This is a genomic window from Stappia sp. ES.058, from assembly GCF_900105595.1.
Taxonomy (GTDB): Bacteria; Pseudomonadota; Alphaproteobacteria; order Rhizobiales; family Stappiaceae; genus Stappia.
Genome location: NZ_LT629784.1, coordinates 2,823,592 through 2,839,529, shown reverse-complemented (window position 1 = coordinate 2,839,529; position 15,938 = coordinate 2,823,592). Strand labels below are relative to the sequence as shown.

Genomic DNA, 15,938 nt, shown 5'->3' with positions numbered 1-15,938 from the left:
GTCAGACCTCGTCGTCCACGGACGTGACCCGGCGCGCCGATCCCCAGTGCTCCAGCACGGCGTTCATCTCGTCGATGACGAAAAAGCGGGCCGCATCGCGGTCATAGCCCTCGTCGAGCAGGGTGTCGTAGTCGGTGTGCCGATGGCGCACATGGGAGGCAAGCGCCTGCCACAGGGCGATCGACGGCGGCAGATGGCGCAGATGGCCGGCGAGCGCCGCCTCGATCACCGGTTCCGCATCGGCATACGGAATGCGCGGAGCAAGCAGCCCGAGGTGCTTGCGAATGTCCTTTTGCCGCCTGGTTCCGCCGCCGCGCTGCATGGTTCGCCCTCAGACCAGCCGCGCCATCAGGGCCGTAAATTCCGCGCGGCTTGAAACCCCCAGTTTGGCGTAGATCATCTTGCGATGGGTGCGCAGCGTGTTCGCACTGATGTTGAGTGTGTCTGCGATCTCGGTTTCCGTCATCGGAGAGGCGAGCGACGAGGCGACGGCGGTCTCGCGCACCGTGAGCGAAAACACCAGCGCAAGGCGGGCGCCAAGCGCGGCGGGAACCAGGTCAAGATGGGTCAGGATCAACACCGCGCCGGTTTCAGCCGGTGCCCGCCCGCAGGCCCCGGCGGAGGGCAGGGCGACGGGATGGAGTTCGGCAAGCAATGGACGCGCGGCTGTCGCCATCGTCAGGTCGACGGCCTGTTTGGTGCTGCCGGTTGGCTCTAGCAATGCGGAGAGGGCGCCGGAAAACCCGCGCTGGGCGATCGGGTTGACGAACTCCAGCCGGTCGCCGGTGCGTTCGCCGGGTGTGAACAGGTTTTTCGTCTGTCTCAGGTGCCGGGCAAATTCGTTCTGCACGACGACCCTGGCCACCCGGTCAAGGACGAAGGCCGCCCGCGCCTGCGTGTCCAGAACCCGGAAAAGCACGGCAATGCCGCTGACGTCGGAAAAGTCGGAGCCTGCGATCATGCCGGCGATTGCGACGCGGGGCGGCTATAATGTCAAGATGCCAGCTTCGGCGGTGTCCGGAATGCGGGGAATGGCGAGTGGCCGCTCAAGCGCATCGAGGATGCAATCGCCGAGCGCGTCGAAGTCCTGTCTGCGCGGCGACGACCGGCGCCAGGCAAGGCCGACGCTGCGTTGCGGCTGCGGATCCGTAAAGCGCAAGAGGCTGACCCGGTCGTCCCGCACCTCGACGGAGGCGCAAAGCTCGGGAAGCAGCGTGACGCCATATCCGGCCGCCACCATCTGCATGACAGTGGACAGACTTGTCGCGCCGAATGTGGAGCGCCCTTCCGGGCGCACACCCTCGCAGTAGTTCAAGGCCTGGTCCCGCAGGCAGTGGCCTTCCTCCAGCAGAAGAAGCGTCGATCCGTCGATGCTCGTCGGGGCGATGCGTGTGCGCTCGTCGAGGTCGGGGTGATTGCGAACCGCCAGCAAAAAGCGGTCGTCGAACAGCGCGCGGGTTTCAATGTCGTTCCCCTCGAGCGGAAGCGCCGCCAGGATCACGTCGAGGTTTCCCTGCGCCAGTTCGCTCAACAGACCCTGCGTCAGCGTTTCGCGCATCTGCAGGTCGACATTGGGATAGGCCTGCGTCAGGACGGGCAGCACGCGTGGCAGAAGATAGGGGGCGATGGAGGGAATGATGCCGAGGCGCAGCGATCCCGTCAGAACTTCGCGGGCATGGCGACCGTAGTCGAGCAGATCGCGTGTTTCGGAAAGGATCCGAGCCGCTCGCCGGGCGATCTCGCGGCCCTGCTCGGTCAGGCGGATCGCATTGGGCTGGCGTTCGACAAGAGCGATGCCAAGCGTTGCCTCAAGCTCGCGTATCTGCATCGACAGGGCCGGCTGCGAGACGGCGACGGCGTCCGCGGCACGGCCGAAGTGCAGGTGATGGGCGAGCGCGTCGAAATAGCGAAGTTGTCTGAGCGTGAGCATCCTAGATAGATATTCTTATCGATGGTGCAAATCAATGTGGCTGTGTCTGATGAGTCCGGTCTCGGCTTCCCTGTCGGCCTGGCGCAATATGCGGCCAATCTGACGATGCTCCCGCCCTTCCTCGGACAGCCGTTCATGGACGGCGCCTATTGGTCGATCGTGGCGGAAATCATCTTTTGTGGCTGGGTCGGGGTGCTGATGATGGCCCGGGTCTGGCGAAAACGGCAGGTCTGGATTGCCGCCGCCTGGCTCGTGATCGCCGGACTGGCGGCGCTGGCGCTGCTTGTCTCGCTTTTCGTGGAAGCGCCGGCGGCACCTGCCACCCATGCGCTTGGCACCGGTCTGCGGTCGTTTGCCGGCGCGAGGTTTCGCGCGGCTTAGCGGCGCGAACCCGCCCGTCCGACATTCCGTGCGGAAGGGGCGGGTCTATCCCTCGCGCCAGCCGACACGGGCGTGCGGAATGCTGTCGGTGCCGGCGAAATAGGGCTTGATGTCGACAAGTGGCGTGCCGTTGACGCAATCCAGCCCGCGCACGTCGAAGCCGTCCGGGCGCATGGCGAGCAGTTCCACCACGGACAATGCGACCGGGTTGGGCCGGATCGGCGAGCGCAGAGCGAAGCTGCCATGGGGGCTGTCGGCAAAGGACGGCGCCTGCACGATCAGGTCGCGGCGCGCGTGGTGCATCCAGTAAAGCAGATAAAGATGGCTGCAGGTCTCGACGGACGCCAGCCCCTCGCGAAACGGCTCCTTGACGTGGACATGGCAGATCGCGTCGCTGGCGCGACCGTTGCGCGGGCAGTCCTGCGGTGTCTCCCAGGGCGTTTCAAGATGGCCGATGAAAACGAGACCGGCCTCCACAGGCATTTCTGACGGATCTTTTGCCAGTCGTTTCTCGCCCGCTCTTGGCAATTTTGTCGAGGCTCGGTTCATTCGTTCCTCCCGGAGGTTCTCGCAACGCACTGTGTCGAATGCGCGTTTTCGCGCAGATGACCGGGCATGTCATTTGGTGACAGGACGGTTGCTTCAAACTTTAGCAAAAACTGCCGACAATTTTGTTTTAATGCGTCTCAAATAAATATCAGTATCTATGGAAGTGGATTTATTTTTGTTCATTCGGGTCGTGGTATTCATCGAATCATGAAGTCTTATACCAAAGCAAGGCGATGTTGATCATGGCGAATACGGAGCTTGTAAACTTCGAGGCCTTGGCGCTGGACGACGATATGTCCCGGCGCAACGAGCTGGCGCGGAATGTCGCGACGCTGTTTTCGTTCACCTCGGAGACCTGTTCAGACGAACAGATCGAAACCTACGACCAGGTGCTGGTGCGTTTGTCGGACATGGTTGAAGCGCAGGCGCGCGAGTTCATCGCAGACCGCCTTGCGAAACTGCGTCGCGCGCCGGAAAAAACCGTGCTTCGGCTCGCTCAGGATGAAATATCCGTTGCCCGACCGTTGCTGGAACGCTCCACAATGCTTCGCGATGTCGATCTCATCGAGATTGCCCGCGACTGCGGCGACGATCATCGCATGGCGATCGCCACGCGGGAGATCCTCTCCGAACTGGTGACGGATGTTCTTGTCGAGGAAGGCGGTGTGCCGGTGAAACGGGCGATCGCGGAAAACGCCGGAGCAAGCCTGTCGTCTCGCGGCGTGTCGCGTTTGATGGATGCCGCCGGGATTGACGATGATCTGCAACTGGCGCTGGCGGAGCGCGGCGACCTGCAGGAACACGAAATCTCCCGTCTGGCGGAATTGGCGGGCGAACGTGTGCGCATCCGCCTGTTCGAGGCCGCCAATTCCGGCGACGAGGCGCTGCCGGCGGCCGCGAAGGCTGCCGCGCAACGTCTGTCGAATGAGTTCTGGCTGCAACGTTATGACTTCGAAACCGCCATGGGCCGTGTCCTCGCGGTGGCCCGCGGTCCCGGACTCGACGAACAGACCCTTTTGCGATTTGCCGAAGACGACCGGTTCGCCGAAGTCGTGGCGGTGTTCGCGATGCTGGGAGATATCGGGCTGGAAGAGGCCAAGCACTGGATGGTGCGTCTCGACACCGACCCGTTCCTGATCGTCGCAAAGGCCTGCGGGTTGAGCGTGTCGACCGTGGACAAGCTCCTGACGATCGGTCCGTGGCGTTACCGGCTGCCGGAAACGGAACGTGCCAAGGTGGTTGCCCGCTACAAGGGCATCTTCCCGCAATCCGCACGTACGCTGCTCGATCAGTGGCAGGGCCGCCTGGCGAGCTGACGTTTGCGAACACCGCCTGCGGTGCCGGGCGCAGGGTCCGGATTTGCAAGGCGGCGCGTCCACATGCTCACGGCAAGACCCGGCATTTGCGGCCGTGCTCGCTTGGTTTCCGCATCAGCGGCGGCTAGTGTCTCGTCAAGAGCGGTCGATGTCCGGTCGCTTGCGTGGGTGGGACTGAAATCAATGACATGTGGTTCTGGATCGAAGCGTTGCCGCGGGTTCGCCGTGGTGCGGTTTCTCGTGCTTGCGTTTCTGGTGTTCGGGTCGTTTGCGACCCAGGCGCAAACGACCGCTCCTCAAGGCCCTTCCCCCGCGCCTGCGGCCGTCGCCGGGTCCGCCGGTGCAGGCGCCTCAATGGGGGGTGTCGACTACCGGGCTCTGGCGTTCGAGGCGCGCGACGCCTTCGGCCGTGCCCTGCAGTCGCTTGATGCCTTCCCGCAGCTTGCCACGCAAGCACTCCTGGAACATTCGCCCGACGGCACCTTGGGATGGCTTTTCAAAACGGTCGTCGTTCTCCTGATCTCGATCGTCGCTGGCGCGGCCGCGCTCACGCTGACGGAACGCTGGGGGCACCACAGGTTCCTGGGGGCCTATGATCTCGCGCCGTCCGGTCGTGCTGTCAGGATCGGCTTTCTGTTCACCCGCGCCGCAGTGATGGGGCTTGCGCTGGTTGTTTTCGCGGTCGTCGCGGGGGGCGTCGTGCTGACGGGGGTGTCCGCTCATACGCCGTCGCGTGTGTCAGCCCTGACCGGCCTGGAAACCGTCCTTGCGATCCTCTTGGTCAGGATCGTCTTTCTCAACATTCTGGTGCCTGGCGCGTCTGTCCACCGCCCGCTGCATCTTCGCGACGAGGATGCGCGCGGTCTGTACTTGTCGCTGATGGGTGTGGCGGTGGTTGCCTATGCGGTGATCGGCCTGTGCGCCTGGATGGCGGAGATGGGGCTTGACGAGAATGCCCACAAGTTGGCGCTGATCGCCACCACGACCCTCACATGCCTGGCCCTGTCCATTGTGGCAATCGCTTACCGCAAACCCTTGGCGGGACTGGTTGCCGGCCCGGAAGACGGACGCGCGCAATCTGCGGCATGGCGCCGGGTGCTGACCCTCGTGTGGCTGCCCGCAACGGTGCTGTATTTTCTTGGCGCGATGCTGGTGTCCAACCTGCGGGTGCTTCTCGATATGCCGGCGGCGATGGGGCTTGTCGGCGCGCCGATCTTCAGCCTGCTGATCTTCGCCGTTCTCTATTCCTTGATGCTGCTTGTGATCGACAAATGGCTGCTGCCGCGGCTCGACCGGGCGGATTTGCAGGAAAAGATCGTCGGCGATCTGGTGCGGGCGGCGGCGAGCGACGGGGAGAGCGTCGATCCCGATGCCGTTCGCGCGCAGGCGCAGGCCGAAACACTGGAAGCGGAAGCCGCGCGCAGTCCCTATCGCGGGCTCCTCGATCATGGCGCGGCGATTGTCGCTCTCGTTGTCGCCGTCGGGCATTTGATGGCCACCTGGGGCGTGCCGCTAACTGGAGACGCGTCTCCCGTCACGAACCTGTTTGAAATCGGCATCATCCTGTTTCTTGGCCACATGGCCTATCGTGCCGTTGCGCTGGCGATCGACCATCAGATCCGGCAGGAAGGCGGTGCTTCGGGCAAGAATGACGAGGATCACGAGATTGGCGGGCACGGCGAAAGCCGGTTGGCCACCCTGTTGCCGATTTTCCGGAACTTCCTGCTGATCTCGATCGTCGCGACTGTCGGCATGATCGCCCTGTCGCACATGGGTGTGAACATCGCGCCGCTCTTTGCCGGTGCCGGTGTCGTCGGCCTGGCGGTGGGCTTTGGCGCGCAGACCCTGATCCGCGATATCTTCTCGGGCGCCTTCTTCCTCGCCGATGATGCCTTTCGCAAGGGCGAATACATCGACATCGGCAACGTGAAGGGGACTGTGGAGAAGATATCGATCCGCTCCATGCAGCTTCGCCACCACAACGGCCCGCTCAACACCATCCCCTTCGGCGAGATCAAGTTCGTGAAAAACTTCTCGCGCGACTGGGCGGTGATGAAACTCGCCTTCCGGGTGACCTACGACACCGACGTGGAGAAAATGCGCAAGCTGATCAAGAAGTTCGGGCAGCAGCTCCTCGAGCATCCCGACTACGGTCCGAAGTTCCTGCAGCAGGTGAAGTCGCAGGGCGTTACGGCGCTGGAGGATTCGGCGATGATCGTGCGCGTCAAGTTCATGACGCGCCCGGGCGACCAGTTCGAATTGCGCAAGGTGGTCTATGCCGGCATCCGGGACCTGTGCGAACGCGAGGGCATCCACTTCGCGCACCGCCAGGTCACCGTGCGCGTGTCGCAGGATCCTAGCGACCCGCGCGAATTCTCCGAAGCCGAGAAGAAGGCAATTGGCGGTGCGGTTGTGCCAACGCTGGAGGAGGGGCAGGGCCCGCAGGGCAGGAGCGCGCCCAATGACGGGCTCTGACGTTTCACGGCGCTCCCTCGTTGGGCGGCCTCGGGCGAAGCCGGTGTTTGGGGCAATTGCCTTGGGCGTCCCCGGTATCCGGCACGCAGGTGGCGGAGGTTCTCTTGCGCATGACGGACACTGCAAGGCAATGATCGCGCTGCTTCATTGACGCAAAGGCAGATCAAGGAACTGGCATCATGAATTTGCTGAAGTCCATCTTGTTTGCAGGCCTTCTTGTCTTTCCTTTTGTTCAGCCGTTGTACGCAGCGGAATTTGCCGGATTTGATGTCCGGAACGAAAAGAAGGTCAATATAGACCGAGCCTTGTCCTTTGGATACGAATGCACGGAACGCGTTGTACTAGAAGATTACAAGGAAATTTTCTGCGTAAAACGCACGGGGCGGGCCGATGATAAACTCAACTACATCTCGTTCGGAGACATTGGCATTAACATCGGCTGCGGGGTGATAGCCCTTTGCCATCTGGAGGACTTCGGCGCATTGCAGTTCATGCTTCGCGAGGAGAACGACATTGTGCGGCAGGCTCCAGAACATGTGCACCATCGCACCTGGATGTGCTGGGAAACGGCGTCGCAAAGCGTCATTTGTCTGACGCCGGCCGCCGAGGACCGTAGGCCGGGATGGTCGGTCCAGCTCTATCCAGCGGAGAGTATGGGCGGGGGCTCATAAACGTGGTCGATACCGCATCGGAAATGGTCTTCGCTCTGCGGCGCCATCGTGCCCGAGCCGCCAGCCGGTTTGCTCCAAGTCCTTGATCTGTCGCCATTTTGGTGCAGCAGACCGGCAGTGTCGCCGCAACGCTCCGCCGCAATGCATCAAACGGGCGAATGCGCGGCGGTTCATCGATTTCCATCGGGTCCGATTTGCGCCGGAAGAACGGCCTGGTGCACCCGGAGGAGCTTCGTCGTCCACATATGGGGTGCGATGTCCGACGGCCGGTGGGAATGGCTGACACGCAGACCTTGAATCTGCTCCGATATAGGTATAAAGATATCTTTATATCTTAGTCGCGAGGGTCCGGCATGTCCGACTTACACCATCTCAGCCTCGACAGCCTGCTTGCCGGTCTGCGCAATGCCGGGGAGGCAACGCGCCTGCGTCTTCTGGCGTTGCTGGCGGACGGCGAACTGACAGTCAAGGACGCCACTGTCATTCTGGGCCAGAGTCAGCCGCGCATCTCGCGCCATCTCAAGCTTCTGACCGAGGCGGGACTGGTTCAGCGGTTTCCCGAAGGCGCCTGGGTGTTCTACCGGCTGGGCGACGGAGCGATGGGCGATCTGGTGCGCGTGCTGTTGTCGCGGCTCGATCCGGCCGATGCGGTGCTCGCCGGAGACCGCGTGCGGCTTGCCGCGACGCGTCGCGCCAAGGCCGAAGCGGCCGCCGCCTTCTTCGCCTCCAAGGCCAAGACCTGGGACCAGGAGCGCTCGCTGCATGTGCCCGAGGCGGCCGTGGAAGAGGCGATCCGCGCGGCGATCGGCGACAGGCCCTTCGGCTCGATGCTGGATCTCGGCACCGGCACCGGCAGTCTCCTGTCGCTGCTGAGCGATCAATATGGCCAGGCGCTCGGCATCGACGCGAGCCATGACATGCTCACCGTGGCGCGCGCCAACCTTGCCCGACAGGGCGTGAAGAGCGCGCAGGTGCGCCAGGGAGACATCCATGCGTTGAATGTCCCGACCGACAGTTTCGACCTGATCTCGGTTCATCAGGTGCTGCATTATCTCGACGATCCCGGCCGCGCGATCGAGGAGGCGGCGCGCGCGCTGCGCCCCGGCGGGCGGCTTTTGATCGTGGACTTCGCCCCGCATCACCTGGAATTCCTGCGCGACACCCACGCGCACCGGCGTCTGGGGTTCGCGCACGATCAAATGAACCGATGGCTGCGCGACGCCGGCCTCGATGTCGTTCTCACCCGCGATCTGGCGCCCGATGCCGGGGATGCCGATCGCCTCACCGTCACCATCTGGCTGGCCCGTGATCCGCGCATTGTGTCGGATTTGCCGGAGCTCAACATGACCCAGGAGGTCGCCTGACATGCCGTCCACTGACAAGTACCGTCGCTTCGAGCTCGGCTCTGGCGCCGATGTTTCCGTGTCCTTCGAGTTCTTTCCGCCAAAGTCGGAAAAGATGGAAGCCTCTCTCTGGCGTGCGGTCGAGCGGTTGCAGCCGCTGTCGCCGAATTTCGTCTCGGTGACCTATGGCGCGGGCGGCACGACGCGCGAGCGCACCCACCGTACGGTGGAGCGGATCCTGCGTGAAACCGATCTCTCGCCGGCCGCGCATCTGACCTGTGTCGGCTCGTCGCGCGAGGAGGTCGACGCTATCGTGCGCGACTATCAGGCGCTCGGGGTCAAGCACATCGTTGCGCTGCGCGGCGATCCGGTGGAAGGCATTGGCGCGGTCTACAAGCCGCAGCCCGGTGGCTACGCCTATTCTTGCGACCTGGTTGAAGGCATTCGCCGCATCGGCGATTTCGAGGTGTCTGTGTCCGCCTATCCCGAGCGCCACCCGGAAAGCCCGGACTGGTCGACGGAAATCGACAACCTGAAGCGCAAGGTGGATGCGGGCGCGACGCGGGCGATCACGCAGTTCTTTTTCGACAACGACCTGTTCGAGACCTTCATGGAAAAGGTCCGCGCCGCCGGCATAGATATTCCGATCGTTCCGGGCATCCTGCCGATCGTCAACTTCGAGACGACGATGGTGTTTTCCGCCAAATGCGGCACCTCGATCCCGGACTGGCTGGTGCGGCGCTTCGCCGGGCTCGACCAGGACGTCGAGACGCGCAAGCTGGTCGCCTCGGCAGTTGCTTGCGAGCAGGTGCTCGACCTCGTCGACCGGGGCGTGAGCGACTTTCATTTCTACACGATGAACCGCGCCGAACTGACGTACGCAATCTGTCACACGCTGGGCCTGCGCCCGGCGCCGGAAAAAAAGCAGGCGGCCTGAGAGACACCATGAGCACTTCAAAGACTGCTGCGGCGATCCTCAACGCCGCCGCCCGCGAGCGCATTCTCGTTCTCGACGGCGGCATGGGGACGATGATCCAGGACCTGAAGCTGGACGAGGCCGGGTTTCGCGGCGACCGCTTCACCGACTGGAAAAGCGATCTTCAGGGCAACAACGATCTCTTGAACCTGACGCAGGGCGCGGCGATCCGCGACATTCACGTGGCCTATCTCGAGGCCGGCGCGGACATCGTCGAAACCAATACGTTTTCCTCCACCACCATCGCCCAGGCCGATTACGGCATGGAAGAAATCGCCTACGAGCTGAACCTTGAGGGTGCGCGCGTGGCGCGGGCCGCCTGCGACATCGTTACGGACCGCGAGCCGGATCGTCCGCGCTTCGTAGCCGGCGCGCTCGGGCCGACCAACCGCACGCTGTCGATCTCGCCGGATGTCAACAATCCGGGCTACCGGGCCGTTTCCTTCGACGAGATGAAGACGGCCTATGCGCAGGCCACGCGCGGCCTGATTGAGGGTGGAGCCGACCTGCTGCTGGTTGAGACCATCTTCGACACGCTGAATGCCAAGGCCGCGCTTTTCGCCATCGACGAGGTGTTTGAGGAGATCGGCCGAAAGCTGCCGGTGATGATCTCCGGCACGATCACGGATCTGTCCGGCCGTACGTTGTCGGGCCAGACGCCGGAAGCCTTCTGGAACTCGCTGCGCCATTCGAGCCCGTTCTCCTTCGGGTTGAACTGCGCGCTGGGCGCCAAGGAAATGCGCGCCCATGTGGCCGAGCTGTCGCGCATCTGCGACACGCTGGTCAGCGCCTATCCGAACGCCGGCCTGCCCAATGAGTTCGGCGAATACGACGAAAGCCCCGAGGCGATGGCCGAGCTGGTCGGCGAGTTTGCCAAGAGCGGCCTCGTCAACATCGTCGGCGGCTGCTGCGGCACGACGCCCGAGCACATCCGCGCAATCGCCGAGGCCGTAGCGCCGCATGCGCCGCGCGTCGTGGCCGAGCCGGCCCGCCGCATGCGCCTGTCCGGTCTCGAGCCCTTCGTGATCACGCCGGAGACGAATTTCGTCAATGTCGGCGAGCGCACCAACGTCACCGGCTCCGCGCGTTTTCGCAAGCTGATCAAGAACGGCGACTATGACACAGCGCTGGAGGTTGCCCGCAGCCAGGTGGAGAACGGCGCCCAGATCATCGACGTCAACATGGACGAGGGGCTGCTTGAATCCAGGGAGGCGATGGTCACCTTCCTGAACCTCGTGGCGGCGGAACCCGACATTGCGCGCGTTCCGGTGATGATCGACAGCTCCAAATGGGAGGTGATCGAGGCCGGCCTGAAGTGCGTCCAGGGCAAGTCGGTCGTCAACTCCATCTCCATGAAGGAGGGGGTCGAGGCCTTCATCGCCCAGGCGAAACTGGTGCGCCGCTACGGTGCCGCCGTTGTCGTCATGGCGTTCGACGAGGACGGTCAGGCAGACACCCAGGCGCGCAAGACGGAAATCTGCAAGCGCTCCTATGACATCCTCGTCAACGAGGTCGGCTTTCCGCCGGAAGACATCATTTTCGATCCCAACGTTTTCGCGGTTGCGACCGGTATTCTCGAGCACGACAACTACGGCGTGGATTTCATCGAGGCGACGCGGTTCATTCGCGAGAACCTGAAGCATGCGCATGTGTCGGGCGGCGTGTCCAACCTGTCGTTCTCCTTCCGCGGCAACGAGCCGGTGCGCGAGGCGATGCACTCCGTGTTCCTCTATCACGCCATTCAGGCGGGGATGGACATGGGCATCGTCAACGCCGGCCAGCTTGCCGTCTATGACGACCTTGATCCGGATCTCCGCGAACTGGCCGAGGACATCGTGCTCAACCGGCGCTCGGATGCGACCGACCGGCTGCTGGACGCCGCCGAGCGCTTCAAGGGCAAGGGCGGCAAACAGAAGGTGCAGGATCTCGCCTGGCGTGAATGGCCGGTCGAGAAACGTCTTTCCCATGCGCTGGTCAATGGCATCACCGATTACATCGACACAGACGTTGAAGAGGCGCGCGCGCGCGCCGAGCGACCGCTGCATGTCATCGAGGGGCCGTTGATGGACGGCATGAACGTGGTCGGCGACCTCTTCGGCGCGGGCAAGATGTTCCTGCCGCAGGTGGTGAAATCCGCCCGCGTGATGAAGCAGGCCGTTGCCTATCTGATGCCCTACATGGAAGCGGAAAAGCGCGAGCAGGGCATCGAGAACATGCCGAGCGCGGGCAGGATCCTGATGGCGACCGTCAAGGGCGACGTCCACGACATCGGCAAGAACATCGTCGGCGTCGTGCTCCAGTGCAACAACTTCGATGTCATCGATCTCGGCGTCATGGTGCCGGCCGCGAAAATCCTGGAAACCGCGAAAAAGGAAAAGGTCGACATCATCGGCCTGTCCGGCCTGATCACGCCCTCGCTCGACGAGATGTGCAACGTCGCGGCGGAAATGGAGCGCGAAGGCTTCGACGTGCCGCTCCTGATCGGCGGGGCGACGACGAGCCTTATTCACACGGCAGTGAAGATCCACCCGAACTACCAGCGATCGCAGGCGGTCTATGTCACCGATGCGAGCCGCGCGGTCGGGGTGGTTTCCAAACTCCTGAGCGAGGACAAGCGCGACGGCTACATCGAAGGCATTCGGGCCGAATACGTCAAGGCTGCCGAAACCCACGCGCGTTCGCGCTCGCAGGGAAAGCGCACGTCGCTGGCGCAGGCGCGGCGCAACAGCTTCAAGCCGTCCTTTGACGGTTATACGCCCGTGGCGCCGTCGTTCCTGGGAGCGCGCACGATCGATGACGTCTCGCTGGAAGACCTGGCGAGCGCGATCGACTGGACACCCTTCTTCTCCACATGGGAGATCAAGGGCACCTATCCGGGCGTCCTGACCGACAACCGCTACGGCCCGGCGGCAACGGCGCTGTTCGACGATGCAAGGCGCATGCTGGACGAGATCGTTCGTGACCGGCTGCTGACGCCCAGAGGTGTCGTCGGGTTCTGGCCGGCGGCGGCGCGCGGAGACGACGTCGTGCTGTATCAGGATGAGGCGCGTGCCGGTGAGCGGGCCGTGCTCCATACCTTGCGCCAGCAGATGCAGCGCGGGCAGGGCGGACGCGCCAATCTGGCGCTGTCGGACTTCATGGCAAGCGAGGAGAGCAGCATTGCCGACTACATCGGCGGCTTTGCAGTGACAGCCGGCCATGGTGAGGACGAGCTTGTCTCGCGCCATATTGCGGCGGATGATGATTACAACAAGATCCTGGCCCAGGCGCTCAGCGACCGGTTGGCGGAGGCTTTCGCCGAGCGGCTGCACGAGCGGGTCCGCAAGACGCTTTGGGGCTATGCCGCGGACGAGGATCTCAAGGTGGAGGATCTCATCGCCGAGCGTTATCAGGGCATTCGCCCCGCGCCCGGATATCCCGCGCAGCCCGATCACACCGAAAAGGGCACCTTGTTCGATCTCATGGACGCACCGAACACCGCCGGCATCACGCTCACCGAGAGCTATGCCATGTGGCCGGGATCGTCGGTTTCGGGGCTCTATTTCGCCCATCCCGACAGCCATTACTTCGGCGTGGGACGCATCGAGCGCGACCAGATAGAGGATTATGCCGCGCGCAAGGGCTGGGATCTGGCAATGACCGAGCGCTGGCTCGCGCCGATCCTGAACTACGATCCGATGAAACTGGAAGCGGCGGAATAGGGCAAATCCGCAAGACAGCGGTCCCGCAAAACGCATCCGCGCCCTGCCTGGTTGTTTCAGCACGCGCGGATGCCTGCAGGCCGTCAATTGCTGAATAGATCGTTCACAAAAACGCGTCTAATATATGCGTCTCATCTCTCATATCTACGATCTCAGAAAACAGCGCCTCCCGGCGCGACCAGATTCGGAGAACGATATGAGCAAGTCCCTGACCGTCCTGAAGGTCGATTCGTCCGCCCGTCGCGAAGGCTCCGTGACGCGACGTCTCGCGGATCGCGCCATTGCCGAACTTGCCGGGGGCGGGACCGAGGTCACCACCATCGTCCGCGATGTTGCCGCCGGCCTCCCGGTCGTAGATGAGGCCTGGGTGACGGCGAATTTCACCGACCCGGCCGACCGCACGGCTGAACAGAAGGCGCGCCTCGCGCTGTCCGATACGCTGGTCGCCGAGGTGAAGGCTGCCGATGTGCTTCTCATCGGCGTGCCGATCTACAACTTCGGCATTCCGGCGGCGCTCAAGGCCTGGGTGGATCTGGTCGCACGTGCGCGTGAGACGTTCCGCTATACCGAAAGCGGACCTGAAGGTCTGCTGACGGGCAAGCGTGCGATCCTGGTGCTGGCCTCCGGCGGCACGACCGTTGGATCGGAAATCGACTTCGCCACCGGGTTTCTCAAGCACATCATGGCCTTCGTCGGCATCACCGATGTGACCGTGATTGCCGCGGATCGGTTGATGTTCGATGCCGAGGAAAGCCTTGCCGGTGCGGAGCGCGGTGTCAGCGCAGCCGCGACGCGTCTTCTCGCTGCTTGAGACAGATGATCGCCTGAACGCTGCCACATGACCCGGTGCCATATGAGATGGTGTCGTATGAGTTGGTGCCGATCAGAGAAAGCGAACAACCACAGGCGCATCGCCGGCATGCCGGCGCTGCGCGGGCCGAGCTCGACGCCCGGTCGTTGACGGGCCAGCCAAACGGCTGCGGGACCAGTGCGGGTCAAAAGCCCGAACGCGTCAGAAAGTCACCGCGCACGAAAGGTGCGCGGTTTTTTTATTTTCCGGTCTGGGTGCTTAAATCAGTCCGACCACGATCGCGGCCACAAAAACGAAGGCGGCGAAAACGGCGAGTGCATTCAGATTGCGGACATGTGTCATGATTTGGCCTCCCGCATTCTTCCTATCTGTTAATGATATGTTACCTGCGCGGGTGCGCAAAGCGAAAAAGATGCTGCGCTGCAACGCAGTCGGGAAATTTTTTTCGGTTCCCGCTTGATCGGCAAACCAACGTGCTGATTTCATTTGCGCCGTGCTGCGACAGCGCGCCGCGGCATCCTGCGAACCGCTATCCGGGCGGTCCATATCTGCACGGATCTACAACTTCCGCAGGGTGTGTGATTGAATACTTAGCTTTAGTTGTATTTTTGCCAATTAACGAGAATGAAACATCATCAATTTATTTTTTCCGAAATGGTCGTGAAGGAAAAGACAATGAATGCGACGCAACTGGCCGAGTTGGCGCGCAACGGGTCCGCAGAAAGCACGGGCGAACTGGTCTCTGCTTTGACGGATCTGTTTTGTCGGGCACCCAACGAGGAGCGCGAGCGTGTCAGCCTTATATTCGGCGACATCGTCCTGCGTGTGCTTGACCGCCTCGAGTGTGCTGCGCGTGCCGCATTGTCGCAACGCATCGCGGATGACAACGATGCGCCGAAGGATCTTTTGAAGGCGCTGGCCGCCGATGAAGAGCTTGAGGTCGCGACGCCTGTGCTGGAGCAGGGCGGCGGGCTTTCTGACCAGGACTTCGCGGAGGTCGCGGAGGCCGTTCCCACAAGCCACCTGATGGTGCTGACCCAGCGGCCGGCGATCAAGCCCGTGCTCACCAAGGTTATCGCCCAGCGGGGCGAACCCCAGGTCCTGCACGCGCTGACCTGCAATCATTCCGCCGTGATCGGGGTCGATTCCTTCGATCTCCTGGTCGGGCGGGCGCGAAAGGATATGAAGCTTCAACAGGCATTGAGCGAGCGCGCGGACATACCCGAAAGCGCTGCCGAACGCCTCGTGCCGTTCCTGTCGCGCGAGTTGGCGCAACGCATCAAGGATCTCAATGTCAACGAGGTGCTGGTCAAGGCGATTGCCGAACGCGCCGCGCATGAGGTCGAGATCCAGCTGCGCGAGTTCAACGGCGCCAAGTCGAAGACCGAGCAACTGATCGATGCCGCTGTCGCCGGCTCCGTTCCCATCGACACGGCGATCGTCGCCTTCGCGGACAAGGATCGCGCCTTTGAACTTGGACAATTGCTGGCGCGCACGGTGGGCTGGCCCGACAACGTCGTCGTGCCGCTGGTGTTTCGCGAGGACGACTTGCCGATCCTGTTTCTCTGCCGCCTTGGCGGGGTCTCCGACACGGCCTACATGAAGATCGTGCGCATGCGCGCCAAGCGGATGCGCTTGTCGTCGAGCGCTTCGAGCGAAGCGATGCGCAAATACGCCGAGCTCAGCGAAGACGCGGCCCGCAGCGCCTTCAAGGTCATGGCGCAAAAGATGAAGCTTCCCGTCAACGACTGACGGGTGCGGCGCAACAGTCTCGTTAGCGCGGCG

Annotated in this window: 14 protein-coding genes; 9 read left to right on the top strand and 5 right to left on the bottom strand. The window is 62.9% G+C overall.

The genetic code is table 11. The features are described from left to right. Nucleotide 1: 1 nt before the first annotated feature. From BLU32_RS13195 to BLU32_RS13185, 3 genes are read right to left on the bottom strand one after another with little or no spacing between them, the layout of a single operon-like run. Nucleotides 2–322, bottom strand: coding sequence for a DUF2293 domain-containing protein (locus tag BLU32_RS13195; protein ID WP_093807639.1), 321 nt, complete (start codon nt 320–322; stop codon nt 2–4). 9 nt (nt 323–331) lie between these two features. Further along, complete coding sequence (locus tag BLU32_RS13190; RefSeq protein ID WP_093807637.1) at nt 332–961, bottom strand: helix-turn-helix transcriptional regulator; 630 nt, start codon at nt 959–961, stop codon at nt 332–334. A 24-nt stretch (nt 962–985) separates the two neighbouring features. Beyond that, nucleotides 986–1,930, bottom strand: a complete 945-nt coding sequence (locus tag BLU32_RS13185) for a hydrogen peroxide-inducible genes activator (protein WP_093807635.1) — start codon at nt 1,928–1,930, stop codon at nt 986–988. Between the two features lie 36 nt (nt 1,931–1,966). Between BLU32_RS13185 and BLU32_RS13180 the strand changes: the two genes are divergently transcribed. Then, the gene (locus BLU32_RS13180; RefSeq protein ID WP_157727669.1) at nt 1,967–2,311 is read left to right on the top strand and encodes a hypothetical protein; all 345 of its coding nucleotides are present in this window, start codon (nt 1,967–1,969) and stop codon (nt 2,309–2,311) included. A gap of 45 nt (nt 2,312–2,356) precedes the next feature. Here the strand turns inward: BLU32_RS13180 and tsaA are convergent, their stop codons facing one another. Then, nucleotides 2,357–2,794 (bottom strand): tRNA (N6-threonylcarbamoyladenosine(37)-N6)-methyltransferase TrmO, encoded by a 438-nt coding sequence (gene tsaA, locus BLU32_RS13175; protein WP_093807631.1) that lies wholly within the window; start codon nt 2,792–2,794, stop codon nt 2,357–2,359. A 308-nt stretch (nt 2,795–3,102) separates the two neighbouring features. Between tsaA and BLU32_RS13170 the strand changes: the two genes are divergently transcribed. The 7 genes from BLU32_RS13170 to BLU32_RS13145 all read left to right on the top strand — a co-directional run bounded on the left by BLU32_RS13170 (nt 3,103) and on the right by BLU32_RS13145 (nt 14,153). After that, a complete protein-coding gene (locus BLU32_RS13170) occupies nt 3,103–4,176 on the top strand; it encodes a DUF2336 domain-containing protein (protein WP_197673611.1) in 1,074 nt (357 codons plus the stop codon). A 183-nt stretch (nt 4,177–4,359) separates the two neighbouring features. After that, entirely contained in the window at nt 4,360–6,651 is a 2,292-nt protein-coding gene (locus BLU32_RS13165) for a mechanosensitive ion channel family protein (RefSeq protein WP_157727668.1), read from the top strand. A 179-nt stretch (nt 6,652–6,830) separates the two neighbouring features. Then, nucleotides 6,831–7,322: a hypothetical protein gene (locus tag BLU32_RS13160; RefSeq protein ID WP_093807625.1), complete on the top strand. Its 492-nt coding sequence runs from the start codon at nt 6,831–6,833 to the stop codon at nt 7,320–7,322. Between the two features lie 353 nt (nt 7,323–7,675). Next, nucleotides 7,676–8,686, top strand: coding sequence for a metalloregulator ArsR/SmtB family transcription factor (locus tag BLU32_RS13155; protein ID WP_093807623.1), 1,011 nt, complete (start codon nt 7,676–7,678; stop codon nt 8,684–8,686). 1 nt (nt 8,687) lies between these two features. Continuing rightward, nucleotides 8,688–9,602 carry a methylenetetrahydrofolate reductase [NAD(P)H] gene (metF, locus tag BLU32_RS22355; protein ID WP_197673610.1) on the top strand — a complete coding sequence of 305 codons (915 nt, stop codon included), beginning with the start codon at nt 8,688–8,690 and terminating at the stop codon, nt 9,600–9,602. A gap of 8 nt (nt 9,603–9,610) precedes the next feature. Further along, nucleotides 9,611–13,342: a methionine synthase gene (gene metH / locus BLU32_RS13150; protein ID WP_197673609.1), complete on the top strand. Its 3,732-nt coding sequence runs from the start codon at nt 9,611–9,613 to the stop codon at nt 13,340–13,342. A gap of 196 nt (nt 13,343–13,538) precedes the next feature. After that, on the top strand, nt 13,539–14,153 hold the full coding sequence (locus BLU32_RS13145) for an FMN-dependent NADH-azoreductase (RefSeq protein ID WP_093807619.1): 615 nt from the start codon (nt 13,539–13,541) through the stop codon (nt 14,151–14,153). Nucleotides 14,154–14,411: 258 nt separating this feature from the next. On the opposite strand, the gene BLU32_RS21830 is transcribed toward BLU32_RS13145, so the two are convergent. Further along, on the bottom strand, nt 14,412–14,699 hold the full coding sequence (locus BLU32_RS21830; protein ID WP_157727667.1) for a hypothetical protein: 288 nt from the start codon (nt 14,697–14,699) through the stop codon (nt 14,412–14,414). 129 nt (nt 14,700–14,828) lie between these two features. Here BLU32_RS21830 and BLU32_RS13140 point away from each other — a divergent pair, with 129 nt between their 5' ends. Then, complete coding sequence (locus BLU32_RS13140) at nt 14,829–15,905, top strand: DUF2336 domain-containing protein (protein ID WP_157727666.1); 1,077 nt, start codon at nt 14,829–14,831, stop codon at nt 15,903–15,905. Nucleotides 15,906–15,938: the final 33 nt, after the last annotated feature.

Bases quoted from the DNA above. Each gene is read 5' to 3' on its own strand.
- BLU32_RS13160 (WP_093807625.1), top strand. From the start codon at position 6,831: ATGAATTTGCTGAAGTCCATCTTGTTTGCAGGCCTTCTTGTCTTTCCT.
- BLU32_RS13170 (WP_197673611.1), top strand. From the start codon at position 3,103: ATGGCGAATACGGAGCTTGTAAACTTCGAGGCCTTGGCGCTGGACGAC.
- BLU32_RS13195 (WP_093807639.1), bottom strand. From the start codon at position 322: ATGCAGCGCGGCGGCGGAACCAGGCGGCAAAAGGACATTCGCAAGCAC.
- BLU32_RS13145 (WP_093807619.1), top strand. From the start codon at position 13,539: ATGAGCAAGTCCCTGACCGTCCTGAAGGTCGATTCGTCCGCCCGTCGC.
- tsaA (WP_093807631.1), bottom strand. From the start codon at position 2,794: ATGCCTGTGGAGGCCGGTCTCGTTTTCATCGGCCATCTTGAAACGCCC.
- BLU32_RS13165 (WP_157727668.1), top strand. From the start codon at position 4,360: ATGACATGTGGTTCTGGATCGAAGCGTTGCCGCGGGTTCGCCGTGGTG.
- BLU32_RS21830 (WP_157727667.1), bottom strand. From the start codon at position 14,699: ATGGACCGCCCGGATAGCGGTTCGCAGGATGCCGCGGCGCGCTGTCGC.
- metF (WP_197673610.1), top strand. From the start codon at position 8,688: ATGCCGTCCACTGACAAGTACCGTCGCTTCGAGCTCGGCTCTGGCGCC.
- metH (WP_197673609.1), top strand. From the start codon at position 9,611: ATGAGCACTTCAAAGACTGCTGCGGCGATCCTCAACGCCGCCGCCCGC.
- BLU32_RS13140 (WP_157727666.1), top strand. From the start codon at position 14,829: ATGAATGCGACGCAACTGGCCGAGTTGGCGCGCAACGGGTCCGCAGAA.
- BLU32_RS13155 (WP_093807623.1), top strand. From the start codon at position 7,676: ATGTCCGACTTACACCATCTCAGCCTCGACAGCCTGCTTGCCGGTCTG.
- BLU32_RS13190 (WP_093807637.1), bottom strand. From the start codon at position 961: ATGATCGCAGGCTCCGACTTTTCCGACGTCAGCGGCATTGCCGTGCTT.
- BLU32_RS13185 (WP_093807635.1), bottom strand. From the start codon at position 1,930: ATGCTCACGCTCAGACAACTTCGCTATTTCGACGCGCTCGCCCATCAC.